The sequence below is a fragment of the Pseudomonas fluorescens genome (assembly GCF_902497895.1).
GTDB classification, from domain to species: Bacteria; Pseudomonadota; Gammaproteobacteria; order Pseudomonadales; family Pseudomonadaceae; genus Aquipseudomonas; species Aquipseudomonas fluorescens_BP.
Genome location: NZ_CABVHQ010000006.1, coordinates 107,230 through 131,334 on the forward strand (window position 1 = coordinate 107,230; position 24,105 = coordinate 131,334).

At 53.1% G+C, this 24,105-nt stretch carries 29 protein-coding genes and 2 pseudogenes; 22 read left to right on the top strand and 9 right to left on the bottom strand.

What is annotated here, in order from left to right:
* Positions 1–194: 194 nt before the first annotated feature.
* The 4 genes from F8N21_RS04830 to F8N21_RS04845 are packed head-to-tail and all read left to right on the top strand — an operon-like array spanning position 195 to position 2,269.
* The gene (locus F8N21_RS04830) at positions 195–875 is read left to right on the top strand and encodes a Fe2+-dependent dioxygenase (protein WP_150641038.1); all 681 of its coding nucleotides are present in this window, start codon (positions 195–197) and stop codon (positions 873–875) included.
* 57 nt (positions 876–932) lie between these two features.
* A complete protein-coding gene (locus F8N21_RS04835) occupies positions 933–1,673 on the top strand; it encodes a tetratricopeptide repeat protein (protein WP_150641094.1) in 741 nt (246 codons plus the stop codon).
* Between the two features lie 57 nt (positions 1,674–1,730).
* The gene (locus tag F8N21_RS04840) at positions 1,731–1,994 is read left to right on the top strand and encodes a CopG family ribbon-helix-helix protein (RefSeq protein WP_150641039.1); all 264 of its coding nucleotides are present in this window, start codon (positions 1,731–1,733) and stop codon (positions 1,992–1,994) included.
* A complete protein-coding gene (locus F8N21_RS04845; RefSeq protein WP_150641040.1) occupies positions 1,994–2,269 on the top strand; it encodes a type II toxin-antitoxin system RelE/ParE family toxin in 276 nt (91 codons plus the stop codon). Before F8N21_RS04840 ends, F8N21_RS04845 begins: the two co-directional genes overlap by 1 nt.
* An 81-nt stretch (positions 2,270–2,350) precedes the next feature.
* Here F8N21_RS04845 and F8N21_RS04850 read toward each other — a convergent pair whose 3' ends face one another.
* The 6 genes from F8N21_RS04850 to F8N21_RS04875 form a co-directional block, all read right to left on the bottom strand.
* On the bottom strand, positions 2,351–3,514 hold the full coding sequence (locus F8N21_RS04850) for a type III PLP-dependent enzyme (RefSeq protein WP_150641041.1): 1,164 nt from the start codon (positions 3,512–3,514) through the stop codon (positions 2,351–2,353).
* A gap of 566 nt (positions 3,515–4,080) precedes the next feature.
* Positions 4,081–4,446, bottom strand: a complete 366-nt coding sequence (locus F8N21_RS04855; RefSeq protein WP_150641042.1) for a hypothetical protein — start codon at positions 4,444–4,446, stop codon at positions 4,081–4,083.
* Between the two features lie 219 nt (positions 4,447–4,665).
* Positions 4,666–5,823 (bottom strand): betaine/proline/choline family ABC transporter ATP-binding protein, encoded by a 1,158-nt coding sequence (locus tag F8N21_RS04860; RefSeq protein WP_150641043.1) that lies wholly within the window; start codon positions 5,821–5,823, stop codon positions 4,666–4,668.
* Positions 5,820–6,473, bottom strand: coding sequence for an ABC transporter permease (locus F8N21_RS04865; protein WP_150641044.1), 654 nt, complete (start codon positions 6,471–6,473; stop codon positions 5,820–5,822). The genes F8N21_RS04860 and F8N21_RS04865 overlap by 4 nt, the downstream gene beginning before the upstream one ends.
* A 12-nt stretch (positions 6,474–6,485) precedes the next feature.
* Complete coding sequence (locus tag F8N21_RS04870) at positions 6,486–7,379, bottom strand: glycine betaine ABC transporter substrate-binding protein (protein ID WP_150641045.1); 894 nt, start codon at positions 7,377–7,379, stop codon at positions 6,486–6,488.
* A gap of 20 nt (positions 7,380–7,399) precedes the next feature.
* Positions 7,400–8,116 carry an ABC transporter permease gene (locus F8N21_RS04875; RefSeq protein WP_150641046.1) on the bottom strand — a complete coding sequence of 239 codons (717 nt, stop codon included), beginning with the start codon at positions 8,114–8,116 and terminating at the stop codon, positions 7,400–7,402.
* 403 nt (positions 8,117–8,519) lie between these two features.
* Here F8N21_RS04875 and F8N21_RS31405 point away from each other — a divergent pair.
* The 4 genes and pseudogenes from F8N21_RS31405 to F8N21_RS04890 form a co-directional block, all read left to right on the top strand.
* Positions 8,520–8,582 (top strand): annotated as a pseudogene (locus F8N21_RS31405) (hypothetical protein); the annotation flags it as partial.
* Positions 8,583–8,781: 199 nt separating this feature from the next.
* Positions 8,782–9,987, top strand: coding sequence for a tyrosine-type recombinase/integrase (locus F8N21_RS04880; RefSeq protein WP_150641047.1), 1,206 nt, complete (start codon positions 8,782–8,784; stop codon positions 9,985–9,987).
* A 126-nt stretch (positions 9,988–10,113) separates the two neighbouring features.
* Positions 10,114–10,482 (top strand): type II toxin-antitoxin system RelE/ParE family toxin, encoded by a 369-nt coding sequence (locus F8N21_RS04885; RefSeq protein ID WP_150641048.1) that lies wholly within the window; start codon positions 10,114–10,116, stop codon positions 10,480–10,482.
* The gene (locus F8N21_RS04890) at positions 10,475–10,804 is read left to right on the top strand and encodes a helix-turn-helix domain-containing protein (RefSeq protein ID WP_150641049.1); all 330 of its coding nucleotides are present in this window, start codon (positions 10,475–10,477) and stop codon (positions 10,802–10,804) included. Before F8N21_RS04885 ends, F8N21_RS04890 begins: the two co-directional genes overlap by 8 nt.
* Before the next feature lie 90 nt (positions 10,805–10,894).
* Here the strand turns inward: F8N21_RS04890 and F8N21_RS04895 are convergent, their stop codons facing one another.
* Complete coding sequence (locus F8N21_RS04895; protein ID WP_150641050.1) at positions 10,895–11,167, bottom strand: hypothetical protein; 273 nt, start codon at positions 11,165–11,167, stop codon at positions 10,895–10,897.
* A 268-nt stretch (positions 11,168–11,435) separates the two neighbouring features.
* Here F8N21_RS04895 and F8N21_RS04900 point away from each other — a divergent pair, with 268 nt between their 5' ends.
* The 10 genes from F8N21_RS04900 to F8N21_RS04945 all read left to right on the top strand — a co-directional run bounded on the left by F8N21_RS04900 (position 11,436) and on the right by F8N21_RS04945 (position 19,652).
* A complete protein-coding gene (locus F8N21_RS04900) occupies positions 11,436–11,642 on the top strand; it encodes a hypothetical protein (protein ID WP_224788160.1) in 207 nt (68 codons plus the stop codon).
* Positions 11,643–11,694: 52 nt separating this feature from the next.
* Positions 11,695–11,967, top strand: coding sequence for a hypothetical protein (locus F8N21_RS04905; protein ID WP_150641051.1), 273 nt, complete (start codon positions 11,695–11,697; stop codon positions 11,965–11,967).
* Positions 11,968–11,984: 17 nt separating this feature from the next.
* The gene (locus tag F8N21_RS04910) at positions 11,985–13,136 is read left to right on the top strand and encodes a tyrosine-type recombinase/integrase (protein ID WP_150641052.1); all 1,152 of its coding nucleotides are present in this window, start codon (positions 11,985–11,987) and stop codon (positions 13,134–13,136) included.
* Between the two features lie 408 nt (positions 13,137–13,544).
* On the top strand, positions 13,545–13,844 hold the full coding sequence (locus F8N21_RS04915; protein WP_150641053.1) for a HigA family addiction module antitoxin: 300 nt from the start codon (positions 13,545–13,547) through the stop codon (positions 13,842–13,844).
* A 20-nt stretch (positions 13,845–13,864) separates the two neighbouring features.
* Complete coding sequence (locus tag F8N21_RS04920; protein ID WP_224788161.1) at positions 13,865–15,586, top strand: Eco57I restriction-modification methylase domain-containing protein; 1,722 nt, start codon at positions 13,865–13,867, stop codon at positions 15,584–15,586.
* Between the two features lie 2 nt (positions 15,587–15,588).
* A complete protein-coding gene (locus tag F8N21_RS04925) occupies positions 15,589–16,329 on the top strand; it encodes a PaeR7I family type II restriction endonuclease (RefSeq protein ID WP_150641054.1) in 741 nt (246 codons plus the stop codon).
* A gap of 35 nt (positions 16,330–16,364) precedes the next feature.
* Positions 16,365–16,682 carry a hypothetical protein gene (locus F8N21_RS04930; protein ID WP_150641055.1) on the top strand — a complete coding sequence of 106 codons (318 nt, stop codon included), beginning with the start codon at positions 16,365–16,367 and terminating at the stop codon, positions 16,680–16,682.
* The gene (locus F8N21_RS04935) at positions 16,672–17,220 is read left to right on the top strand and encodes an ABC-three component system protein (RefSeq protein ID WP_150641056.1); all 549 of its coding nucleotides are present in this window, start codon (positions 16,672–16,674) and stop codon (positions 17,218–17,220) included. The genes F8N21_RS04930 and F8N21_RS04935 overlap by 11 nt, the downstream gene beginning before the upstream one ends.
* Before the next feature lies 1 nt (position 17,221).
* Positions 17,222–17,728, top strand: a complete 507-nt coding sequence (locus tag F8N21_RS04940) for an ABC-three component system middle component 5 (RefSeq protein WP_224788162.1) — start codon at positions 17,222–17,224, stop codon at positions 17,726–17,728.
* Positions 17,718–19,652: an AAA family ATPase gene (locus F8N21_RS04945; protein WP_150641057.1), complete on the top strand. Its 1,935-nt coding sequence runs from the start codon at positions 17,718–17,720 to the stop codon at positions 19,650–19,652. The genes F8N21_RS04940 and F8N21_RS04945 overlap by 11 nt, the downstream gene beginning before the upstream one ends.
* Before the next feature lie 9 nt (positions 19,653–19,661).
* Here F8N21_RS04945 and F8N21_RS04950 read toward each other — a convergent pair whose 3' ends face one another.
* Complete coding sequence (locus F8N21_RS04950; RefSeq protein ID WP_150641058.1) at positions 19,662–19,841, bottom strand: hypothetical protein; 180 nt, start codon at positions 19,839–19,841, stop codon at positions 19,662–19,664.
* A gap of 568 nt (positions 19,842–20,409) precedes the next feature.
* Here F8N21_RS04950 and F8N21_RS04955 point away from each other — a divergent pair.
* Both F8N21_RS04955 and F8N21_RS04960 read left to right on the top strand, forming a co-directional pair.
* The gene (locus tag F8N21_RS04955; protein WP_150641059.1) at positions 20,410–20,922 is read left to right on the top strand and encodes an antirestriction protein ArdA; all 513 of its coding nucleotides are present in this window, start codon (positions 20,410–20,412) and stop codon (positions 20,920–20,922) included.
* 33 nt (positions 20,923–20,955) lie between these two features.
* Positions 20,956–21,270: a hypothetical protein gene (locus F8N21_RS04960; RefSeq protein WP_150641060.1), complete on the top strand. Its 315-nt coding sequence runs from the start codon at positions 20,956–20,958 to the stop codon at positions 21,268–21,270.
* A gap of 377 nt (positions 21,271–21,647) precedes the next feature.
* On the opposite strand, the gene F8N21_RS04965 is transcribed toward F8N21_RS04960, so the two are convergent.
* Complete coding sequence (locus tag F8N21_RS04965) at positions 21,648–21,884, bottom strand: hypothetical protein (RefSeq protein WP_150641061.1); 237 nt, start codon at positions 21,882–21,884, stop codon at positions 21,648–21,650.
* An 811-nt stretch (positions 21,885–22,695) separates the two neighbouring features.
* On the opposite strand from F8N21_RS04965, the pseudogene F8N21_RS04970 reads away from it, so the two are divergent.
* Positions 22,696–23,047, top strand: a pseudogene (locus F8N21_RS04970) (transposase); the annotation flags it as partial.
* A gap of 252 nt (positions 23,048–23,299) precedes the next feature.
* On the top strand, positions 23,300–24,022 hold the full coding sequence (locus F8N21_RS04975; protein WP_150641062.1) for a hypothetical protein: 723 nt from the start codon (positions 23,300–23,302) through the stop codon (positions 24,020–24,022).
* Positions 24,023–24,105: the final 83 nt, after the last annotated feature.

A 24,105-nucleotide genomic window follows, 5' to 3' on the forward strand; every position in this document is an offset into this window, starting at 1 on the left:
CCCCAAGGATTTGAGGCCGCGGAATATAGGGTAAACACGTATTTGTATCAATTGCGATTTATTGCTATTTGCACTGAATTTACATTCTTTACAATTTGCCTTTACGGTTTTTATTCGCTCATTCGTCTCCGGGTTTTACAAAGACAATAAGAATCAATACCATTGCGATCCTTTCGCTCTCAGGTATCGCTCCCATGCTGCTGCATATTCCCGGCTTGTTCTCCCGTGAAGAAGTGTTGCGCGTCCGCGAAGCCCTGGAGCAGGCGGACTGGGCGGACGGCAAAATCACCGCCGGCTACCAGTCGGCCAAGGCCAAGCACAATTTGCAGTTGCCCCAAGGGCACCCGCTGGCGCAGGAAATCGGCACGGCGATGCTTGAGCGGCTGTGGAAAAATCCGTTGTTCATGTCGGCGGCGTTACCGCACAAAGTCTTCCCGCCGCTGCTCAACTGCTACACCGCCGGCGGCAGTTTTGATTTTCATATCGACAACGCGGTGCGCCAGCCCAACGGCAGCGCCGAACGCGTGCGTACCGATTTGTCGTCCACGCTGTTCTTCAGCGACCCGGACGAATATGACGGCGGCGAGCTGGAAATCCAGGACACCTTCGGCACCCGTCAGGTCAAGTTGCCGGCGGGCGATATGGTGCTCTACCCGGGCACCAGCTTGCACAAGGTCAACCCCGTTACCCGCGGCGCCCGCTACGCCTCGTTCTTCTGGACGCAAAGCCTGGTACGCGAAGACAGCCAGCGCGCGCTGCTGTTTGAAATGGACGGTGCCATCCAGCAACTGACGGGTGATATGCCCGATCACCCTTCGCTGATCCGCCTCACCGGCACCTATCACAACCTGTTGCGTCGCTGGGTCGAGGTGTAAGTGTCGGACTTGCGTTTGCGTCGCGAGGAAGTCCTCGATGGCGACCGGCTCAAGGCCATGCTCGAAGAAAGTCCGGCCCGCGCGGCCCAGGCGATCCTGTTGGCGGCCAAGGAAGGTGTCCTCGATGCCCAGGCCTTGCTGGGGCAGATCCTGCTCGAAGGGCAGGGGATCGAAAAGGATCAGGCTTTGGCGGTGCGCTGGTTCGAGATTGCGGCCCACGGCGGCCACCAGATGGCGCGCAACATGCTCGGTCGTTGTCATGAGCATGCTTGGGGGTGTACGGCCAACGCTGTTGTCGCGGCGTCGCACTATCGTCAGGCTGCTGATGCCGGACTGGATTGGGCCTTGTACAACTACGCCAACCTGCTCGCCACCGGTCGCGGAGTCACCGAAGATCAGGCGCAAGCGCTGGCCTGCTATCAACGCGCCGCTGCACTGGGGCATGCGAAATCGATGAACCTGCTCGGGCGTTATCTGGAAGAAGGACGATTTTGTCCGGCTGATCCGGTGACGGCTGTCCAGTGGTATCGGCGTTCGGCCGAGGGTGGGGATTTTCGCGGGCAGTTCAGTTATGCGACTGTTCTGGCCGATGACGGGAGAGTTGAAGAGGCGTTGGTGTGGCTGCGCAAAGCGCTGGTGGGGGGGAATCTGAATTTCCTGCGGGTTGCTTGCAAGACTCTGTTAAATGCCACTCATCCCGAGATTCGCGGCTTGGCGAGGGATTATCGCTATCGAGCGAAGCAGTTGGGCGATAAGCGGGATGCGCCAGAGCTCGCTGCTGTGGTTAAATCACTATGATTGAAATTTAATCACTTCTCATCATTTCGACGCAAACTGCTTGTAGAGGCGAAAATCATGGCCGAAACCAAAGTACTTACAGCTCATGTACCGATGGCTCTCGCCAACAAAATCGATCAAATGGCGACTCGAATGGAGCGTTCACGTGGCTGGATCGTCAAGCAGGCCCTTGTTGATTGGGTGGATCAGGAAGAGGAGCGAAGCCGACTTACTCGTGAGGCTATGGCGGATGTTGATGCCGGGCGAGTGATCGACCAGCAGGCTGTTCAGGCATGGGCAGATAGTTTGAGTACCGACAATCCGTTGCCGGTGCCGCATTGATGGAGTTGAAGTGGACGAGTAAAGCGTTATCGGATCTGGCTCGACTCTTCGAATTCCTGGCAGTAGTAAATCGCCCCGCGGCTGCGCGCACGGTGCAGTCACTTTCTCAGGCTCCACTAGCCTTGTTGAGTAACCCGCGTATCGGTGAGCGGCTTGAAGAGTTCGAGCCTCGAGACGTGCGACGGCTTCTGGTCGGTCATTACGAGATGCGGTACGAGATCCAGAACTCCACGCTCTACATTCTGCGACTGTGGCACGTGCGCGAAGATCGGTAATGCTTCAAGCCGAATGATTGAGCACCACAATGCAAAAAGCCCATGACAAGTCATGGGCTTTTTTGATTCAGCGAGCAGCGTTTACAGGTAGAACGACTTCAGCGGCGGGAAACCATTGAACTCTACAGCGCTGTAGCTGGTGGTGTAGGCGCCGGTGGACAGCCAGTACAGGCGATCACCGATGGCCAGGTTCAACGGCAGGCCGTACTTGTAGTTCTCGTACATGATGTCGGCGCTGTCGCAGGTCGGGCCGGCGATGACCACTTCTTCCATCTCGCCTTTCTTCTCGGTCCAGATCGGGAACTTGATGGCTTCGTCCATGGTTTCGATCAAACCGGAGAATTTGCCCACATCGGTGTAGACCCAACGCTCGACGGCGGTACGGGATTTACGGGCCACCAGTACCACTTCGCTGACCAGGATCCCGGCGTTGGCGATCAACGAACGGCCTGGCTCGAGGATGATTTCCGGCAGGTCATCACCGAAGTCTTCCTTGAGGAAACGGATGATTTCTTCTGCGTAGGTTTCCAGGCTGTTGGTGCGGGTGATGTAGTTGGCCGGGAAACCACCGCCCATGTTGATCAGTTTCAGCTCGATGCCGTCTTCTTCCTTCAGGCGTTCAAAGATCACCTTGACCTTGGCGATCGCCGCGTCCCAGACGCTGATGTCGCGCTGTTGCGAACCGACGTGGAAGGAGATGCCGTAAGGCACCAGGCCCAGGTCGCGAGCGAGGATCAGCAGGTCCATGGCCATGTCGGTCTGGCAGCCGAATTTGCGCGACAACGGCCAGTCAGCCGTGGTCGAGCCTTCGGTGAGGATCCGTACATAGACTTTAGAACCTGGCGCGGCCTTGGCGATGTTGCGCAGGTCGGCTTCCGAGTCGGTGGAGTACAGACGCACGCCCTTCTCGTAGAAGTAGCGGATGTCCCTGGATTTCTTGATGGTGTTGCCGTAGCTGATGCGATCGGCGCTGACGCCCTGGTTCAGCACTTTATCCAGCTCGTAGATCGAAGCGATATCGAAGTTCGAGCCTTTTTCTTTGAGCAGGTCGATGATTTCAACGGCCGGGTTGGCCTTGACCGCGTAATAAACCTTGGCGAAGTCGAAGCCGGCGCGCAGGTCATCGTAGGCCTGGCTGATCATCGCGGTGTCGATGACCACGAATGGAGTTTCTTGCTTGTCGGCGAAGGCCTTCATTTTATCGAAGGTTTCGCGTGCGTAATAATCTTCGACCTTGATCGACATGCTGGGAACTCCCTACTGGCAAACTGAAATTATCAATGGGTGCAAATGAACGTCCTCCGTATCCCCACTTTGGTTCGCCTACTTCCCAAGGCATGTCGCCGAAAGCAAAAAAGGTCATGGGAGGCGGTGCTTCCCTTGGCCTTGCTGTCTCGTCGTCAGTACTTGAGCCGGATGGATCGTTTCCAGCATGGACGTTCGGCGCGAACTTTAGGACGTGAGAGGCTTGAGATCAACAAAAAATGTCGCGTTTTTACACGCGTCCGTCGTGCGGTCCCGGACAGCTACTGATGTAACCGACCTGCATGACAGTGTGATGTTCCCCGGATCGGGATTTTTGCAGAGGAATATGAACCGCTCTGTGGCGAATGTAGCTCCCCCCCGGCCGGCGAATCGGCACCTGACTTGGCAACTCGATAGCAACCGCTAGATCGCATTCTCCCACGTTTGAAGTCGGAGCAAGTTTCCCCGATACATTGGGTCGTTTTGCCACGCCAATCAGCCTTTGGATAAAGGCTGATATAAGTTGGGGTTGATGTTTTTAGTGAATTGTTTCTGCATTGCGTGGATTAAAAGACTTGGACATCAAAATGATTGCTTGTGTGAAGTGCTGGATTACTGCGCACAGTTACAGTCACAGTTACTGTAAAGTTGGACTGTACGTTCGCGGCCTTTACGGTTGCATTTTGAATTTGAATTCCGGTTATCTCTGCCGACCTTACAGGATCGGTGGAGACTAGCCAGTCGACAGCTTCGTTGGGATAGCTAGCGCCATTGGGGCCGAGTACGGCTGCTGCGACAGATGTGTTGAGATTATTTCCTCTGGTTATGATTAATTTGCCAGGTACGCTTAATCTGACTTCATTTGGTACTTTTGCTCCTTGATCTGGAATTATTCGAGATGTCTCGGTGTAAGTAGATGGATCGTATTCCATGGTTGATTCTCACTCGGATTTTTTGTGAATTAATCGGTTCTAAGTGCGAGTGGATGATGTGCGGAAGCAGCAGGTTTTGGAACTGTTAGAAATAACAGTTTTAAATATTTAAGCGCAATAAGTAGGGTGTTTTTTATAAGATGTTGGTGGGGGCGACGAATTTAAGAGTAATCAGGTCGCGTGTGACCTTGGGTAGCACGCGGCCCGATAAACAGTTGATCAGGCCGCCGCAGTCTCGGCCGGCGAAACAATGCTGGTCTTGCCACCGCGCGAACGGCCGGAGCTGAGGTACTCGGCAATCGATTCCTGGGTCACCTCACCGAGGAACACCCGCTCGGCATCCATCACCGGCAACCACGAACAGTTGAACTCGTACATTCGCGACAGCAGGATGCGCAAATGTTCGTCGAACGCCGCGGTGGCATTGAATTCACGCAGGTATTGCGCGCAAGTGCCGGTCTGGCGGTGCAGGTCGCGGCGGCGCACGTAGCCCAGGGCTTTGTTGTCGGCGCAGGTGACTACCACGTGACGACGGTCCAGTTCGTCCATCAATTCCAGGGCTTCGGCCACCGGGGTTTCCGGGCTGACCGACGGCGCGTTGTCCGCGGCGTCTTCAGCTTTGACCAGCAGCAGACGCTTGAGGGTGCTGTCCTGGCCGACGAAGTTGCTGACGAAGTCATCCGCCGGGTGTGCCAGCAGCGTGTCCGGATGATCGAACTGAATCAGCTTGCCACCACGGAAGATCGCGATCTTGTCGCCGAGCTTGATCGCTTCGTCGATGTCGTGGCTGACCATGATCACGGTCTTGCCCAGCGCCCGCTGCATTTCGAAGAACTCGTTCTGAATCATTTCGCGGTTGATCGGGTCGACCGCGCCGAACGGTTCATCCATCAACAACAGCGGAGCATCGGCCGCCAGGGCACGAATCACACCGATCCGCTGTTGCTGGCCACCGGACAATTCACGAGGATAGCGGTTCAGGTACTGCTTGGGTTCGAGCTTGATCATGCTCATCAGTTCGCGGGCGCGGTCGTGGCATTTCTGCTTGTCCCAACCGAGCAGGCGCGGAACGATGGTGATGTTTTCCTCGATGGTCATGTTCGGGAACAGACCGATCTGCTGGATCACATAGCCGATGTTGCGGCGCAACGTCACGGCGTCGAGGTCGGTGGTGTCTTCACCGTTGATCAGAATTTTCCCTGAAGTCGGTTTGATCAGGCGATTGATCATCTTCAGCGTGGTGCTTTTGCCGCAGCCCGATGGTCCGAGGAACACGCAGATTTCGCCTTCATTGACGGTCAGGCTCACCGAATCCACGGCTTTCACATCTTTGCCGTTGCTTTGGAAGGTCTTGCTGAGGTTTTGAAGTTCGATCATTTGAGTAATCCTTTTGGAGTCAGCGTGCGTTGCAGCCATTGCAGAAGCAGGTCGGCGAAGATGGCCAGGAGACTGACCAGCACGGCGCCGACAATCAGCATCGACATATCGCTGCGGCTGATTGAAGCGAGAATAAGTACACCGAGGCCACCGGCGCCGATGGTCGCGGCGATGGTCATGACACCAATGTTCATGACCACGGCGGTGCGCACCCCGGCAAGAATCACCGGCACGGCAATCGGCAGTTCGACCATGCGCAGGCGCTGGCCGAAGGTCATGCCGATGCCCCGGGCGGCTTCACGGATGCCCGGGTCGACGCCGGTCAGGGCGAGGTAGGTGTTACGCATGATCGGCAGTAGCGAATAGAGAAACACTGCGGTGATCGCCGGCATCGGCCCCAGGCCCTGGCCGAATTTCGAGTAAAACGGCAACAGCAGACCGAACAGCGCGATCGACGGAACGGTCAGCAGCACTGTGGCACTGGCTTGCAGCGGACCGGCCAGGGTCGGGAAGCGTGTCATCAAAATGCCCAGCGGCACGCCAACAACAATAGCCAGGGTCACGGCAATCCCGACCAGGGTGATGTGCTGCCCCGTCAGTTGCAGGACTAGCGGCCAGTCCAGGTGGGAAAAGGCGTTCAGAAATTCCATGTCTTCTCCTCCTTAGTTCAAGGGATGCTGGCGCAGGAAATCTGCGGCAACAGATGAAGGGCTTTCGTGATCGACATCGACCCGCGCATTGAGCTGGCGCATGGTTGCGTCGTCGAACAGTTCGGCCAGCGGCTTGAGTTCTTGCGCAAGTTTCGGGTGCGCATCGAGGTAGACCTGACGCACCACAGGCGCTGCGGTGTAGTCCGGGAAGTAATGCATGTCGTCTTCCAGCAGTTTGAGCTTGAAGGCGTTCAATCGACCGTCAGTGGTGTAGACCAGACCGGCAAACACCTGACCATTGCGCAGGGCGGTATAGACCAGCCCGGCATCCATCTGGCGGATGTTTTTGCGGGTCAGGTTCATGTCATACAGCTTGACCATGCCGTCCAGACCGTCGGAACGGTTGGCGAACTCGGTGTCCAGGGCCAGCAGGTGATTGGTCTTCGCCTCAGCCTGCAGCACGCTGTTCAGCTGGCTGATGGTGTTGATCTGCGGGTAAGCCTTCGCGGTGTTTTCCGGCAGCGCCAGGGCGTAGGTATTGCTGAACTTCGACGGAGTGAGCCAGACCAGGCCTTTTTGCGCGTCGAGATCTTTCACTCGGGCGTAGGACTGAGCGCTGTCGAGTTTGTCTGTGACGTGGTTGTAAGCCACCAGCGAAACGCCGGTGTATTCCCATATCAGATCCAGTTGGCCACTTTCCTGAGCGCTACGGGCCAGACTACTGCCCAGGCCACCCGTGATCTGGGCGTCATAACCCTTGATGCGCAGGTATTGGGAAGTGATTTCCGCCAGCAGGGTTTGCTCGGTGAAACCCCGAGCGCCGATGCGGATCAGCGGTTTTTCAGCGGCTTGGGCAATTCCTGCGAACAGCAGGATGCAGCCTAGTAATAAGCTTGTTCTTTTCATAAATATTCCTTTGCTCAGGCTTAAGACGGGCGCAGACCGCGTTCGAGCCAGAGGCGGCTGGCGAGTGTCACCAGGCCGTCGAGCAGCAGTGCCAGCAGGGCGGTGCAAGCCGCGCCGAGGAGCAGTTGCGGCTGATTGTTCAGGGCAATGCCAGGGAAAATCAGGCTGCCCAGACTGTTGGCACCGATCAGGAACGCCAGTGGCGCGGTACCGACGTTGATCGCCAGTGCGACTCGTACGCCACCGATGATGATCGGCATGGCGTTGGGCAATTCGACCCGCCAGAGCACTTGGCCCGGGGTCATGCCGATGCCGACGGCCGCTTCCTTGAGTGAACCTTGGACGTTTTTCAGGCCTTCGTAGGTGTTGCGCACGATGGGCAACAGCGAGGCGAGGAACAGGGCGAAGATCGCCGGGCCGCTGCCAATCCCGAGAAACCCCAGGGCGATGGCCAGTACGGCGAGAGGTGGAACGGTGTTGCCGATGTTGAAGATCTGCATGAAGCGTTCAGCACGAGCGACCCTATTCGGTCGGCTGAGCAAAATACCGGCGGGGATGCCTACAAGGAGGGCGGCCAGCATGGAAGCGAGGACGAGAATCAGATGAGCTTGCAAATAAAACAATAAATCGTCGCGGTAGTGTTCAATCGTATTGATGCCGATCCAGTGGACCAGCAGGGCCAGGAGGGCGAATACAAACGCGCACCCCAGCAGCCCTTTGCCATAGCGAATAGCCACAGGCGGACTCCTTTATTTCAGTCGGCGGACGCTCTCCCGTGTGGTGTGTGGCCTGTGTGGTCAGTTCGGTAACTCAACTTCGAGTGCAAGAAATTAAGCTGCCGAACTGACCACACTGGTCGCCAGCCATTCCTGGCTGCCGGGAGAACGTTCGCGAAGAGCAGCTCGCAACTGCCGGCAAAGCGGCACAAGTCGAACCATAAGCGCAGCCTCGTCAGGCTGATTTGCCGATATTTCAGCCCCTGATACGAGGTGGTAACAGGGAAGTGGACGCCTCCACAGGCCAAAGGTTCCCCTAATGTGCGGCATTTAGCCACCCCCAATGTGCTCAATGGTTCGGTTCCGGGCTGAGTTTGGGCTATAATCGCTGCCCTTTTTTGAATCACCTGCCAGGCGATTTCCCATGACCAAACAGGCCGCCGAAGTCGCGAAACGCCGCACTTTCGCCATTATTTCCCACCCTGACATTACCCTCTGAGTCAGGCGAAGACATGCCTCGTCATATTCCGATTTAATCTACTGATTCCATTGATGAAAATCGCCGCGACCGCGACAATCTGAGACACACGAAGACAAGCTGAGTCACGCGATTTGTGTACATAGCAGCGTACACAAAACAGCTTTTCGGAAGCCCCAGAAAATTATGTACGCAGTCCGGAGAGCTCATGGCGATCTCAGACACTTGGCTTAAGGCCCATAGCGGCAAGCCCCACGATACCCGCGAAGAGAAAGCAGACCGCGACGGGTTTGGTGTGCGCGTGACCCCGAAGGGGAAGATCACTTTTCAGCTGCGCTTTCGCTATGACGGTCGCCCCTGCCGCCTTGATCTCGGCACCTATCCGCTGATGTCGCTCAAGGATGCGCGCGCAGAAACGCAGCGTCTGCGTGCCCAGCTGGAGCAGGGGCATGATCCAAGGGTGGTGAAGCAGTTGGAGAAGCAGGCGATCCTCCAGGCTGATTCCGTGGAGTCTTTATTTCGCCAGTGGTACGAGGCGTACTGCAAAGGTAACAAGAAGGGGCATCACGAGATCCTGCGTTCTTTCGAGATCCATGTGTTCCCTAGAGTCGGCAAACTCCCTGCCGGGAAAGTCACCCTGCACGAATGGCTGGCGCTTCTTGAAGGGCAGGCAAAAGCAAGGCCCGGTATCGCCGAACGTATTCTGGTCAATGCCAAGCAGATGCTGAAATGGGGCGTGAAGCGTCAGTTGATCCCCTCGCATCCGCTATCGGATATCAACGCCAAGGAAGACTTGCAGATCAAAAAAATCGCCGGGTCGCGCTCCCTTTCCGACGAGGAAATCAAGCTTGTGTGGAAAGCCATGGAGCAATCGCGCATGGCGACCAAGAACAAGATCTTCATGAAGCTTTGTCTGATCTACGGATGCCGCAACAGCGAGTTGCGCCTTAGCGAAAAAAGCCATTTCGACTTTGCCAAGAAGATTTGGACAGTGCCCACCGAGAACCACAAGCTGGGCAAAGCCTCTGGGAAGCCGCTACTCCGCCCGATCCCCCCGGAGATCGAGGCTCTGATCAAACAGGCCATGGCGCTCAGCGCAGAGGGCAAGTACCTGTTCACGAACAGTGGAACGATTAAGCCGATGGGGACAGGGGCTCCCTTGCAGCTGCCTTACAACATCATGCAGTGGCTGCGGCGGCATGAGAAATATGAAATGCAGCACTGGTCGGTTCACGACCTGCGCAAGACCGCACGGACCAATTTCTCGACCCTGACCGAGCCCCATATCGCCGAAATCATGCTTGGCCACAAGCTTCCGGGGAGCTGGCAGGTTTACGACCAGTATGACTATCTGGCGGAGCAGAAAGACGCCTATAGCGCATGGTGGCAGCGCCTCACAGCCCTAACGGCATAACCGCCGTCAGGGGTAGAGCGACTGGGCCTCTACCCCCTACAAAGCCTCCTGGAATCAGGCTAGCATCCAGCAGGAGCTCCCAGATTATTCCCTTGACGGAATAGTCATTTAAAGGTATATTTAACAATGAAGTGGCTTATCGAATTTTGTGACGAGTTTGACCCTGAATTCGAGGCCATGGCGGAAGCGGTTCAGGATGAGCTATTGGCGCAGCTCAAGGTACTTGAGCGGTTTGGTCCGGAGTTGGGGCGACCCCACGTGGACACGCTCAATGGCTCGAAGCATGCCAATATGAAAGAGTTACGCTTCAAGGCTGATGATGGGGTTTGGCGTGTGGCTTTCGCGTTTGACCCGGAAAGAAAAGCAGTTGTTCTGGTTGGTGGCGACAAGTCGGGCAGCAGCGAGAAAAGGTTTTATAAAGTATTGATCAAGAGTGCGGATGGGCGGTTTGACCGGCATCTGGCCTCTTTGAAGAAGGAGAACGGTAATGGCTAAGTCACTTGATCAGGTAATGAAAGCGCTCCCGGCTGCACGCAAGCAAAAGATCGAGCAGCGCGGCCATGAGCTCATTCAGGAGCAATTGACCTTGCAGGCGCTGCGCAAGGAGCTGAACCTCACACAAGAGGCAATGGCTGACCTTCTGGATATGAAACAAGCCAACGTTTCTAAAGTGGAAAAGCGAGCAGACATGCTGATTTCCACGCTGCGCGGTTATGTTGAGGCTATGGGTGGAACGCTGGAGCTGGTTGCCCGGTTGCCCGGTCGCGGGCCTGTAAAACTGGAAGGCTTCCGCGATCTGAATGCGGATTGCAAATAGCCTTCAGATCGTCACATGCATGATCGCGACTCGCGCCAAAGCAGAATCCCAACCTGGCACGCTCATGCAATTTTTTTGAAAAAAACTTCTCTAATATTCGACCTCAGAACCGCCTGCCATCGCTTTTATTCTCCAGCCATCAATAGAAGCTGAGCCTGAAATCCAGGTTGCATTGCGTGTGCGTTCCCGCTCGCGCTGCTCCCACTCGAAAACATCACCAGCGTCCCAGAGATTGCAGCTCCCGGCGTGCTTCATGCAGGGAGCTGGGAACGGATTCACTATTCGCTTCATGCGGCGAAACAGCGTGCGGCTTGAGCAGCGAAAACGCTCACATAAATCCTTCGTCGAATAATAGGCGCTCATCTCATTTCCCCATTCGGGATCATGGCTATCACGCTACATGAGGGCGCTGCGCTAGCCGCCTCTCGCATTCCTCTTGGGGCCTATCCGGATCGCGGCGGACTGTTGCGGATCAATACAGGGTGATTGAGAAAGAATCACAACCAAAAAGTGTAAAAATTAATAAGTTATAAACTGTATTGGTAACATTATTAAAATATTGATCATAAACTTTTGTATATGACAGAAAGAGATATTCAGAATGCAAATTATAATCAGAGGGGAGATGACGATGACTCAGTTGCGTCAGGCGTTCTATGAAAAGCTCCTGGAGTTGGAGGAGCTTGGTGTTGAGCGCTTTAAAGGCGCAACCTTGTACGTCAATCCGATTAATGAGTTTGGAGAGGATGTTATCTTGCGGAATAAGTACGGGCAAGTAGTCCATAAATTATTCAGTCATGGGCCATATCGGAGTTCGGCTGAAGAATTTAAGATATAATTAAAGATAAAGTATTGCGTCTAGATAATTGCAAAAGGAGATTAATATTGCCATGGAATTCCCTCGTTATGTGAATATAGAGCAAGCAAGAAATGTACTCGCTGAAAGTGGAGTTGAGCTTACCCAGCGGCAAATAAAGCGCGCGGCAGACCCGGACGCACACGGAAAACGAAAGCTCCCATTTTTTGTTGACCCCATTGATGGTCGGTTGAAAATAGATAAAAACCTGCTGATGGAAATTTATGCCACCTGTCAGGTCAAAGCTCAAGATAACGCGCATATTAACGTAGAAAGTATCAAGGGAGTATTTGATCGGAAGCGTTAATTGCTATATACAGAATCATGTCCGATATCAGAAAAAAAACAGGAAAAAAAGGGTCCGCGTACCAGGTTCGTTACGCGGATAAATCCTCTAGCACAGGTTATTCATATGAAACTTTTGGTCTTCGCAAAGAAGCGCAAGCTTTTGTAGAAAGCCTGTCCAGTAGAAAGCACCTAAATAAGCAAGTAAATACAGTTGAAGTCGCAGTGCGGTCTTGGCTGGACATCTGTGAAGCTGAGGGGCGAGACGGTAGGGAGCCAGTTTCATTGGCAGTAATGAATCTATATAACCGCCGCGCCGAAATAATCAATGCCTATCATTGGGAAAAAGCGCTACAAGACATCACAAAGCCGGACATCGTGAATTTCCGCAGTTGGCTGCTGAAACAATATAGTCGCGATCAGTCAAGAAAGGTTTTGAGTTCTCTGCACTCTGTAATGTTGGAGATGGTCAGTCGCGGCCATATTGGACATGACCCGGCGTTAGGGGTGCGCATTCAGGCTGAAGCGCCGGAGATAGAAGTTCCTAGCCATGTAGAAGTTAAAAAAATTCTTCGTGCCGCAGACGAATTAGCGAAAGCGCCACATTATCAAATTCGGGAGGCTTGGAAGCGATACCGCCCGATGATCTACCTGGCTGTAGCATCGGGTATGCGCCCCCAGGAGTATGTAGCACTTTCCCGGCGTGACGTTCTGAATAACGGAATCCGAGTGAGTCAGGCTATGGATCGCTCGGGAAAAATAGGCACTCCAAAAAGCCGCGCCGGTTACCGCGTGATCGATGTAGGACCGGAGGTTATAGCCATGATCCGGGACTTCATGGAAAAGGATGGTCACCCTGACGATTTAGTATTTGGCACTCGCACAGGTAAACCGATGCAGCTGGTTCCTTTTCGGGCCAGCGCATGGGCTCCCGTTATGAAGAAAGCGGGCTTGATGGTGAAAGATAGCGAGACAGGTAAGGAGCACCCCAAATACACGCCCTATGCACTGAGGCATTTTTTCGCTTCGTGTCTGCTGATGAAAAACTGCGATATCAAGTATGTCCAAGCGCAGATGGGGCACGCACGCGCCGCCCTTACCCTGGACACCTATGGCCATCTATTGCCATCAATGGATGATGCTCGCGCCGCCACAACCCGTGCCCTCGTCGGTGAATTATTGAGCACCTAGGAAAAGGTTGTGGCAGGACTGTGGCTAAGCAGTCATATCTATTTGAAAAACATAAACAAAAAATAGCCTTCCAAGCTGGCTATGAGGGTTCGATTCCCTTCACCCGCTCCATCAATTAAATCAATAGGTTAGGTTTACTTAAGGGCGGGGAAGCGGGTGTTCTTTGCCGTTTTTGCCACAAAATGCCACACGCTAAAACCCGCAGAAATCCGCCATTGTCCGCCGTGGGCGTTTTGAACTTGTGGCGGGTTTGTGGCGAATCCGCCTGGCTCGCAGGCCAGCATTCCATTCTCCTGGAGGAGGATGAATCATCTGGGCTGGTCTGCTTTCGGGCTCTGAGCACATTGACAAGTGTCGCTTGACGCTTGACCATTGCGCGTCCTGACGATGGGGACGGGAGGATTCGCGATGTCCGTCAACGAGCAACATCCTGGCGCGCTGGTGCGGCAAGAGTGTCTTGAGCGCAGCGGCCTGTCCGTGACCGCCGGGGCTGAAATCTTAGGGGTCAGCCGACAGGCGCTCTCCAATTTATTAACGGGTAAATCCGGAATTTCTCCAGAGATGGCTATCCGGCTTGATCTGGTGTTTGGTAGCAGTGCTGAAACATGGCTCCAGCTCCAATTAAAATTCGACCTGGCCGAAGCAAGGAAACGCACCGCTGCCATTAAAGTTCGGTCCCTTAACGTACAACCGAACGCTCATATTTAATTCAGATCCTTTAAGGTCCCATGACAACATCTCTTAACCTTCATCAGCTTTCACTTCCTGACCTCTGCCCTGTTACGGCAGCCGTCCATGAACTGGCGACCACGGGCGGTGTGGAAGCAAGAGGGGCTATTTTTACCCGCAGAGAGGTTGTCGAGTTCATTCTGGACCTTAGCGGTTACAGCAGCGACCAGCCATTGCACCGCCTTCGCCTGCTTGAGCCCTCCTTTGGCGGCGGCGACTTTCTGCTTCCGGCTATCGAGCGCCTGCTTCAAGTCTGGCAATCGAGTGATTGCAAGGGCGATGCGCTCGGCTCCTTAGGTACGTGCATTCGTGCTGTCGAGCTGCATCACGAAACCTTCATCCAGACCAAGACTCTGGTGATCCAGGCGTTGCAAGATTCGGGGATTTCCAACAAAGACGCCTTGGCGCTCGCTGACTGCTGGCTCATCCAAGGCGATTTCCTGCTGGCCGAGATCCCGGGTCAATTCGACTTTGTCGTGGGCAATCCGCCCTATGTGCGGCAAGAGCTGATCCCTGACGTGCTGATGGCCGAATACAGATCCCGGTACAAAACGATTTATGACCGGGCTGACCTCTACATTCCCTTTATCGAACGGTCGCTTAACCACCTCACGAAGGGCGGTAATCTGGGCTTTATCTGCGCAGACCGCTGGATGAAAAACCGTTATGGCGGACCGCTTCGCCATATGGTTGCCGCTGGCTTTCACTTGAAAGCCTATATCGATATGACCGACACGCAGGCGTTCCATACCGATGTCATCGCCTATCCAGCGATTACAGTCATATCCCGGCAAAAATCCGGACCGACACGGATCGTGCACAGCCCCTCGCTGGACCGCTCGCATCTGAAAAAGCTTGCAGCCCTTATCGCTGAGAAGACCCTGCCGAAAGACGAGGATTCCATACGCGAGATCGCCTGCGTCACGTCAGGCGATGAGCCCTGGATTCTGGAGTCCTCAGATCAACTGAATCTGGTTCGTCGTCTTGAAACTGTGTTCCCGACTATCGAAGAGGCAGGGTGCAAAGTTGGTATCGGTGTAGCCACTGGAGCGGATAAGGTTTACATCGCGCCCTTCGATACACTTGATGTCGAGCCGGACCGCAAGCTGCCGCTCGCGATGACCCGCGACATCGTCAGCGGGTATATTGAGTGGCGCGGCTACGGGGTCATTAACCCCTTCCAGGATGAAGGCGGGCTGGTCGATCTCGAAAAATATCCGCGCTTGCGGCGCTACCTGGAGACCCACAAAGAAGTCATCTCCAACCGGCACTGCGCCAAAAGCCAGCCGTCCAACTGGTATCGCACCATTGACCGCATTACGCCTTCGCTTGCGAAAAAGCCGAAGCTGTTGATTCCGGATATCAAGGGCGATGCCCATATCGTCTATGACGAGGGTACGTTGTACCCCCATCACAATCTGTACTTTATCCTCTCGGACGACTGGGACCTCAAGTCCCTTCAGGCGGTGCTGCTTTCCGGCATAGCGAGACTTTTTGTATCTGTCTACTCGACCAAAATGCGGGGCGGATATTTGCGCTTCCAGGCGCAGTATCTCCGTCGTATCAGGGTTCCGCTCTGGAAGGACGTTCCTGAAGCCTTGAGGAAAGACCTTTCCGAAGCTGCCGAGATGCACGATATCCCGGCCTGTAATCGCGCTGTTTTTAAACTTTATGGACTCACTCCCGAGGAGTGCGCCGCCCTTGGTGGAAATGGAGAATAACTGTGCCGCTAGACCTTGTTGATTATGAGAGCAAGACTCCTGACGCTATAAAAGCCTTCTGGCAGAGCAGGGATGACGCGAAGACAAAGCAAATGGAATCCGGCAAAGCGGATCAAGGCGAGCGCGCCGGTGTAACCGGCGGCAAGAATATGGATGGCTTTACCGATCTCATCACAGAGATCGTAAAGAAAAACGGCCTGGCCCACGCGCAGATTCATCAGCAAAAGGCTGCCCTGACGCTTCCGGGCTACTTCAGGCCCACCAAGCTCTGGGACATTATCGTCATACACAAGGGCCAGCTGATTGCCGCCATTGAGCTCAAGAGCCAGGTGGGGCCGTCTTTCGGGAACAACTTCAACAACAGAACGGAAGAAGCCATCGGCACAGCACACTGCCTGTGGACTGCCTACCGTGAAGGCGCGTTCGGTAAGCACCCCCGGCCTTTCATTGGCTGGCTGATGGTGGTCGAAGATGCTCCAGGCTCGCGGACACCCGTTCGTGACAAGTCGCCTCACTTCCCGACGTTCAAGGAGTTCAACGGGGCATCGTATTTGAACCGATACGACATTCTGTGCCAGCGGCTGATGCAGGAGCAGCTCTATTCTTCCGCCGCGCTGATCGCCTCGCCGCGTGACGCTGTTGGCTCAGGAGAGCACGCATCTCTTTCCGATTTGACCAGCCTCAAAACCTTTGTGACCAGTCTTGCAGGACATGTCGCCACTGTGGCGGCGCAGCTGGAATAAGCATAAAAAAGATTGTAGTAATAGGAGTTGGGGCAATGGATGAGTTTTGGAAAGCAGCGTTGAAGGCTGGTGGCCCCGTAGCCATCGTTTGCTTTTTGATCTGGTGGTTTCTGGGGCAGGCATTTGAACATCAGCTGATAGCCATATTTGGCACAGAGCAGAAGTTTGAATTTGTGCTGGTGGTCACAGGCGGCCTATTTGTCTGCCTGTACGCTGCCATCGTTAATTTTGGAAAAAAGCCCGATACCACTATTCATAAAGAAAACAAGGCCGTCTTCCACAGGACCATCATCAAGGGCGATGTTGTTCTCGGCGACAAAACCGTAAACGCAAGGGAAGAAAATGGGGAATAGCGCTGCGTTTCATGGCGAGGTACAAGGCGATGCGGTTCTGGGGGACAAGTACGTCAATGAAGCAGTGCTGCTTCCCCTGGAAAAGGCAATCCGCGCCTTGAAGCTTTCGATCCAGGAAAATCCCGAGCTCGAATCCATTATCGAGGAGCTCGCCGAATACACGACGGATAGGCCAGGGCGGCCTATCATCGGTGTTGAAGGCAAGCTCGCGAACGGCAATCGTCAGGACTTGATCGAAAATGCCATCTACTTGAAGAACAAATTTGAAAGGATGCTTGCGAAGCGCCAGATGTCATTGATTGAACAGAAGGTTTATGCGCACGTTCTGGCTATGATCGACACCACTTTCAATCAAAAGATTCGCCCCCTGATTCTGGAGAAGAAGGACAAGTCGGTTGTTGACAAAGCAGTGCAGGATCACATCGTCGATTCTGTGTACCAGTCAATCGTCAGCTTTAATTCTTCGATTACAACACAGCATGTCCTCGGAATGCTTTACTTCCTGACCGGCAAATGCCATCTCGTGTGGGCCGAATAACATGCTTATCTATCACCCCGCATACGATATAAATCATAGTATTTATCGAATCCTGCTCATCCTGAACTCTTCAATCCACAAAGAGTTTCAATGGGATCTGCTAAGGCTGATGGATTTTTATGTTCTATTCCCGCATTTGCTTAAACAGGTAGCACCCTTGCCGGTTACGCTGAGGTCGTACAAGAAACTCATCAATGCTCTGCCTGACGCCTATGAATCGATGCTGAACACCAAACGCATTCTTTTTGAGCTGGAGCCCATACAGAATACGGCCATTCAAAATATTCTGGCCAAGGATCTGATCGATCTTGAAAAATTTCAGGAAGGCATTGTTGCCCGGTCTGAAACCGCGCTCCCCGGCGAGCTAATGGCACGACTCATGTCCGACGAAACAGTTAGCGAAGAATGGTTCAGATTTATTGCGAACGAACTTCCCGTTCTCGAATTCAATGGAAAGTCTGGATTGAAGTCCAGGTCTGGATTAATGGAATATAAATATGATACCTGAAGTTTTTTTTGCTGATAAAGGGCCGACCCTATTCGTTACCCGGTTTCTGGTTATCAAGTCCGGTGAGTTCGTCTACGACCAGACATTCAAGTTTGGCGTCAATATCATTCGCGGTGATAACGGCACAGGCAAATCCACCATCATGGATCTCTTGTACTACGGCTTAGGTGCGGAGATTACCGACTGGACAGAAGAGCAAATCGCCTGCGATGATACTATTGTGGAGGTTAAGCTCAACTATAAAGCCTTTTGTCTGAAACGAGAGATTTCAGAAACAGGCAAAGCGGCGATGTATCTCTATGAAGGGAATGCCGATGCTGCCCTGGCCGACAATCTCAATTGGTTTAGATATCCCAATGCCCGCAATAGGGACACTCATAGCTATTCGCAGCAGCTTTTCCTGTTGATGGGCCTTCCATCACACAAAACCGATGAATCGAAAAATTTGACGATGCATCAGATTCTGCGTTTGATGTATGTTGATCAGTTAACACAAACCACTAAACTTCTGAAAGAAGACAAGAACTACGACAACGCCGACATTCGCAAGGCTGTCGGAGAGTACTTACTTGGCATTGATGACCTCGAAGCGCACAACCTGCGTCAGGAGCTTATTGATGCCAACAGAGAGTTCGATGCGCTTACCAGTGAACTGAAGGCTATTTACCGTTTCCTCGGCGCTGACGCCGCTCTTATCAGGCGGGAAAGAATCGAGTCTGATTTAGCTGTTCTGAATGCCGAAATTATCGTGCTGGAGGAAAAACGGAAATCTATTAGGCATGAGAAGCTGGAACATGTAACTGAAGGTGTCCGGGAGCGCGCAACCGCTATCGCGGAAGAGCTTGAAACGCTCTCCGCAGATAAGGCAGACATGGAAGAGCGGAAATCCATCATCACCTCGGAGATCGTGGATACAAAGCTATTTCTGCAATCTCTCAAGCAGCGCCTTGCCGCTCTCGAAAATTCCAAGACAACTAGCTCTTCTCTTGGTGAATTGATATTCAAATATTGTCCCGCCTGTCTAAGTCCTATCGAGTCACATCCCGATGGATCGGCGTGCGGCTTATGCAAAGCTGGCTTTGATCTTGAAAAACGCCATTACTCATACATTCAAAAAATAAATGAAATCCACTTCCAGATTCGTGAAAGCGAATACTTGCTAAAAAAGTATCAAGCCAAGTCTGACAGCATAAGCTCTTCGCTTCCCATGATCTCGCATCGACTCAACTCCCTGAAAATGGAGTATGCCGAGCTGATGTCTAATGCCGACGCAGTAGACGCAGCGATCTCGGAGATCGGCGCGCAAATAGGGTTTGCTCGTAGCCAAATTACCAGCTACGGCGAAAAATTGAAGATGGTAGATCAAATTGAAGACCTTACGACCCGGAAGACAGGCGCCAATACTCGTATCACCACCTTGAAAGAGAAGCTGGAGGCATTGGCCGAGGCGACAAAAAATCGCTACCAGGACGTTTACTCTGACATCGAGGAGATCGCCAAAGAGTTCATTAAGGCGGACGGCGGCTATGAAAACGTCTTTGAAGATCCCGAGGACGTTACTTTTGATTTCGCACGAGACAAGATGGCTGTAAACGGCAGATCGAAATTCTCAGCCAGTTCCATGGTTATCCTGAAAAACTCCATTCGTGTCGCCATATTCATTCACTCTGTAAAGGATCAGATGGCGCGTTATCCACGTTTCCTTATGCTGGATAACATTGAGGATAAGGGGATGATGGAAGCCAGAAGCCAGAATTTCCAGCGAGTCTTGGTAGAGAAGTGTGATGAGCTGGAGAATGACTATCAAGTGATCTGCACCACATCCATGATCGATCCAAAACTGAATACTTCCAACTATGTGGTAGGTCCTTTCTACAAGAAAGGCGAGCACACGCTTAAGTTCTCGAAAGGTAAGGCGCATTAAAATTAGACCTCAAGGGCGCAACGCCCTTGAGATCATCACGCGGTGGATATTCTCCAGCGAGGCCAGGGCATTCTGATGCTCCAGGCTTTCCCGGTCACCGCGCACTGCGATATTGAAGACCTCCCGGTATAGCACCCGTAGTTCGCTTTCAGATTTTGTGGCCAGTTCAAAGATCGTTATTAGTTTCATTTCATGTCTCCTACGTCTTTCGGCCACCCTTCGCGGCCTTGTGACGCTGTGCCAGCACAGGCGTCGGCCACGCAGCACCCCAACTGGGCCGTAACGTGAGAGAAGGAGTCATTCATGACTTGCTGCAGGAGGAGACGACGGCAGTGCTACAGGTCAAACAAAAGGACGCGAGGCGTGACGATAGGAAGAAAGAGAAAAGAGCTCTCTGATAGCGACATCAGAACCAGGAAAAATATTGGCGAATCTGACGGCTGCTCCGGCTGACCGGGCTCTATGCGCTTGATGCGCACCGGGCCAATGGAAAGCCTTGTCCCGGCCATCCGGTGACGATCCCTTTCGCAAGCCGCTAAGGGGCGCTGCCCCTGGCGCAACGCAAGGGTGAAGCTTCGCCCCGATGAAGGGTATCCCCAGCCTTCCGCACCCATAAAAAAGCATGGGTTTGTGCAGGCCGGGTGATCCCCCTCCCTTCATCGAGCCCTTGCGTTTTACCTCCCCGGTCTCGCCGACGGGCAGGGGTGCATGTGCGACCTCACGCACAGCACCCGAAGCCCTAGAAGGAGACAAGACCATGACCACCGAACCAAGAATTTACGTTGCAGATCTGGCCGCCTATAACAGCGGTTATCTTCACGGGGTATGGATCGACGCGACATTGGACGCGTCAGAAATTCAGGATCAAATCAACGCCATGCTGGAGCAATCGCCGGTCGGGGACGCGGAGGAATACGCGATTCACGATTACGAAGGTTTTGACGGTTACAGGCTTGGCGAATATGCGGGGATCGATACCGCGCACGAGATCGCCTGCTTCATCGAAGAATTCCCCGCGTTCGGCGGGGCTCTGCTGGATCAGTTTTCCAGCGTTGAGGAGGCCCGCAAAGCCGCCGAGGAGGATTATTGCGGCTGCTATGAATCGCTGGCGGATTACGCGCAGGAGATCACTGAGGAGACCACCGAAATCCCCGAACACTTACGCTATTACATCAATTACGAAGCCATGGCTCGCGACATGGAGTTGAGCGGCGACGTGTTCACACTCGAAACGGGCTATCGGCAGGTGCATGTGTTCTGGAACCGCTAACGTTCCCCTCAACCGCATGAAAAGGATTTCATCATGACAGCCATCCGCGAAACCTTCATTTGGCAGGGCCTCACCATAGAGGCCCTGTACACCCCGAACTGGTCGGAGAGCTACCGCACCACTTACGGCTATGCGCTTGCCCATCTGCAAATCAGCGCCGCAGGACGGGCACCGCTGCCGATCAGCGCCAACCGGGTATCGCTCGCGCTTCGACCGCGCCAACACGCCGACAACATCGAGGCAGGAGGCGGCGCGGTAGCCTGCGTACGCGCGTGGCTGGAGCACGCCGCTCAATCCCCGGCATGGCTCGACGCACAGGCGCAAGCCCGGCAGCTCTCGCTGTTTTAAAAAATTGCGGCCCCGCGGGCCGCATTTTTCAGTCCCGACAATTTATGTATGTCAACTATTGCAGGCGTGAATAAGTTATTCATTGCGCCTCTTTAATATGTTTTTGTGCATGACCATTATTATAAACACACCTTGCTACGCAATTTGTTACTGTTTGTATCTCATCACTGAATCTTCACATTGTTTCGATGGTGCGGTCACTGTGCTCGGATTGCCATGGAGCAGTCGAGGGCACTGAGCCGCGCCTGCTGCTCAAAGGCTCTGTTCGATTGATCGTCTAACGACTGGGGCATAACTGAGCTTCCTACTCTCTCTCCACACCGACGGCTATGGAAATGAGACTTTCGAATTTTATAAGCCGAGATTGGCGAGCTACCCTATTTATCCTCAGAGCAGTCGATTCGAATTTTCTGCACAAAGTCGTACAAGCTCTGATACTGAGCATCATCAATCAGTTCAGCATCGTTGAGGGCTTGGAGGTAGCCATCGGCCAGACACATGTACCTATAGGCCAGTTCATAGGTGGGGCTTTCATAGACGGCCTGAACCAATTGCCGCCAGCTGGCTCGCGTACGGCCATTTACACGCTCAGACAGTAGAGGAACAACAAGCATATACAGGTTCTCCATGGGTAAGGACTGATGAAAAATGTATCTTGAACCCTGAAGAATAGTTCAATAATTTGTTTTTATCGTGACAGAGTTGATAATCGATTCGGCCGTCTTGTTCCACCTGAATGGCTTGGCTGAGAGCTCATCGAGAGCCTCAATGAATTAACCAATAGCCGTCTATGGAATCCTCCTCATTGCAAGCCACTTTGCTTTGTCCCCGTGCCGACGGCATACGTATATTGGGCCTCCAGATACGGCATCGTTTCGATACGGGGCCATGATGGGCTAGGCGGCGGCCAACTGGCTAAGTCGATCGCCTTTTGACTTGGTTGTAGGCAACACAGAGCGTGCGCCATGAACCATCAGTGTTCGCAAACATGCATGGCGGCGCTTGCTGAGCCAAGCATTGATCCTTACCGACGGAGCTGCGTTGCTTCGGTGTCAGACCCAGTGAGGCGGCAGCTGTCGGCCACCGTTTATGACGCCGATGCGGGTGGAATCATCGGGCCGACGCCACGCAGTTGCTGGAGTAGACAGCGGCTGGCTTGCGTTCCGCATTCGTTGCAGCATCAACGTCGAGTTCGCTTAGCTCTGGCCAATGCAGGAGAGGAAGTTCGAGGCGTCGCTGGGTACTGGAGCTGGAAAGCATAAAAGCCCTCGATAAGCGGTTTTTTCATCAGAAATCTATCATTATCTTGACGCCAATATTCCGTTGTCTTCTAGGATGATGCTAAAATGCCACCCATGGGAGGCCCTGAAGAAGCCCTCCATATCTAGTGATATAGCCCGTCCTCCGAATCGAACTGTGGAACCCGTGAAGCAGATGTCCTTTTTCGACGCCGAGTACGCTTGCAGCGTAAGCAGACCCGTCGCGAATGTTTCCTGATTGAAATGGATTGGGTCGGGCCCTGGAAAGGCTTGATTGCGTTGATCGAGTCGCATTATCCGAGGGACGAAGGAGGTCGTCCGGCGTATCCGTTAACGGCCATTTACGGGTTCAAGAAATGCAAAGCACGTTCAGCTATAGCGATTCTGCGATGGGCGGAGCGCTTTACGAGACCACGATTCTGCGCCAGTTCGTGGGACTGCATCTGGATCGAGCTCCTGATGAATCCACGATCCTCAACTTACGTCGGTTGCAGGAAAACACGAACTCTGCCAAGGGTTAGTGAGAATCACGACAAAACTGACCGCGATGTTTGCTCTGTCAAGCCTATGGATGGCTACAAATTAATTTCTGATCGCAGGAGAGGTGCACCCGTGAGACGGAAAATCCGCCTTATAAGGCGCTGATTGCTGAAAAACGTTGACGTGATTCTTGAAAAATGCCGTTTTTCGTGGGGCCATTGTTTAATGAAGAGGCCGTGCTATGAGGCCTTGGGTAGATTGCTCTACTTCAGACTTCTATAGGGGTATTTATGTGGAATCTAAACTCAAAAGTTATTATATTTGGGGTGACCATACAAGTATTAGTGCTCGGAGTGGTGTTTTTTACAAAAAATACTATTGTGTGGTGCTCTGAGAAAAATCATATACATTCAAACAGCGCATCAGGAATTAACCATGCTGAGGAGGCCTCTTCAAGAACACTGCTAAGTCAGAAATTTGGCGATCTACAAAGCAATCTAGGCACTCTCACCTCATCTAAATTTACGGATTTAGAAAATATATCAGATAACGCTGATTTCCGAGATATAAACTCCATGACTGCTTGGTTGCGGTACTTGCTGGTAGCAGGTGGATTTATAGGGTTGGCGGGATTGCTGGTGATGTTTTTCCGCAGAAAAAAATCGGCTAGCAATGTATCGGAAAAACCATTTCATCTCTGCTCTCTCAGGCCGGTTTTAACGCCGCTATCGTATCAATCGTGCTTTCAATGCAGCACAATAATAAAGCATTCAAAGAATAAAGATCGCTCAACCGAAAGCGCCGATATTTGGGTGATAGAAATTACGCTATCTAGCGCGTTGACCCGTAACAAATCCGCTGCAGCGATAAAGGGAATGCACTTGTCAACAATTCGATTGGAAAATAATTTTATTGTCGTAGGGCCTTACAAAAACAAGTCAGAGGCCGCAGAAGTAGTAAGCAAACTACACGAAGTTTACAATGTGAGAGGCTGGCTAACACCAGGAAATTGACAAATAAAAACGATGCTTAATTAGAAAGTTAATATTTGTAAAAGTAACCGATCATCATTCATGCGCCAGCTTTATTGTCGGGG

Excerpts from the sequence above, each read along its gene's own strand:
- F8N21_RS04830 (WP_150641038.1), top strand. The coding sequence starts at position 195 with ATGCTGCTGCATATTCCCGGCTTGTTCTCCCGTGAAGAAGTGTTGCGC.
- F8N21_RS04835 (WP_150641094.1), top strand. The coding sequence starts at position 933 with ATGCTCGAAGAAAGTCCGGCCCGCGCGGCCCAGGCGATCCTGTTGGCG.
- F8N21_RS04840 (WP_150641039.1), top strand. The coding sequence starts at position 1,731 with ATGGCCGAAACCAAAGTACTTACAGCTCATGTACCGATGGCTCTCGCC.
- F8N21_RS04845 (WP_150641040.1), top strand. The coding sequence starts at position 1,994 with ATGGAGTTGAAGTGGACGAGTAAAGCGTTATCGGATCTGGCTCGACTC.
- F8N21_RS04850 (WP_150641041.1), bottom strand. The coding sequence starts at position 3,514 with ATGTCGATCAAGGTCGAAGATTATTACGCACGCGAAACCTTCGATAAA.
- F8N21_RS04855 (WP_150641042.1), bottom strand. The coding sequence starts at position 4,446 with ATGGAATACGATCCATCTACTTACACCGAGACATCTCGAATAATTCCA.
- F8N21_RS04860 (WP_150641043.1), bottom strand. The coding sequence starts at position 5,823 with ATGATCGAACTTCAAAACCTCAGCAAGACCTTCCAAAGCAACGGCAAA.
- F8N21_RS04865 (WP_150641044.1), bottom strand. The coding sequence starts at position 6,473 with ATGGAATTTCTGAACGCCTTTTCCCACCTGGACTGGCCGCTAGTCCTG.
- F8N21_RS04870 (WP_150641045.1), bottom strand. The coding sequence starts at position 7,379 with ATGAAAAGAACAAGCTTATTACTAGGCTGCATCCTGCTGTTCGCAGGA.
- F8N21_RS04880 (WP_150641047.1), top strand. The coding sequence starts at position 8,782 with ATGGCGATCTCAGACACTTGGCTTAAGGCCCATAGCGGCAAGCCCCAC.
- F8N21_RS04885 (WP_150641048.1), top strand. The coding sequence starts at position 10,114 with ATGAAGTGGCTTATCGAATTTTGTGACGAGTTTGACCCTGAATTCGAG.
- F8N21_RS04890 (WP_150641049.1), top strand. The coding sequence starts at position 10,475 with ATGGCTAAGTCACTTGATCAGGTAATGAAAGCGCTCCCGGCTGCACGC.
- F8N21_RS04895 (WP_150641050.1), bottom strand. The coding sequence starts at position 11,167 with ATGAGCGCCTATTATTCGACGAAGGATTTATGTGAGCGTTTTCGCTGC.
- F8N21_RS04900 (WP_224788160.1), top strand. The coding sequence starts at position 11,436 with ATGACTCAGTTGCGTCAGGCGTTCTATGAAAAGCTCCTGGAGTTGGAG.
- F8N21_RS04905 (WP_150641051.1), top strand. The coding sequence starts at position 11,695 with ATGGAATTCCCTCGTTATGTGAATATAGAGCAAGCAAGAAATGTACTC.
- F8N21_RS04910 (WP_150641052.1), top strand. The coding sequence starts at position 11,985 with ATGTCCGATATCAGAAAAAAAACAGGAAAAAAAGGGTCCGCGTACCAG.
- F8N21_RS04915 (WP_150641053.1), top strand. The coding sequence starts at position 13,545 with ATGTCCGTCAACGAGCAACATCCTGGCGCGCTGGTGCGGCAAGAGTGT.
- F8N21_RS04920 (WP_224788161.1), top strand. The coding sequence starts at position 13,865 with ATGACAACATCTCTTAACCTTCATCAGCTTTCACTTCCTGACCTCTGC.
- F8N21_RS04930 (WP_150641055.1), top strand. The coding sequence starts at position 16,365 with ATGGATGAGTTTTGGAAAGCAGCGTTGAAGGCTGGTGGCCCCGTAGCC.
- F8N21_RS04935 (WP_150641056.1), top strand. The coding sequence starts at position 16,672 with ATGGGGAATAGCGCTGCGTTTCATGGCGAGGTACAAGGCGATGCGGTT.
- F8N21_RS04940 (WP_224788162.1), top strand. The coding sequence starts at position 17,222 with ATGCTTATCTATCACCCCGCATACGATATAAATCATAGTATTTATCGA.
- F8N21_RS04945 (WP_150641057.1), top strand. The coding sequence starts at position 17,718 with ATGATACCTGAAGTTTTTTTTGCTGATAAAGGGCCGACCCTATTCGTT.
- F8N21_RS04950 (WP_150641058.1), bottom strand. The coding sequence starts at position 19,841 with ATGAAACTAATAACGATCTTTGAACTGGCCACAAAATCTGAAAGCGAA.
- F8N21_RS04955 (WP_150641059.1), top strand. The coding sequence starts at position 20,410 with ATGACCACCGAACCAAGAATTTACGTTGCAGATCTGGCCGCCTATAAC.
- F8N21_RS04960 (WP_150641060.1), top strand. The coding sequence starts at position 20,956 with ATGACAGCCATCCGCGAAACCTTCATTTGGCAGGGCCTCACCATAGAG.
- F8N21_RS04965 (WP_150641061.1), bottom strand. The coding sequence starts at position 21,884 with ATGCTTGTTGTTCCTCTACTGTCTGAGCGTGTAAATGGCCGTACGCGA.
- F8N21_RS04975 (WP_150641062.1), top strand. The coding sequence starts at position 23,300 with ATGTGGAATCTAAACTCAAAAGTTATTATATTTGGGGTGACCATACAA.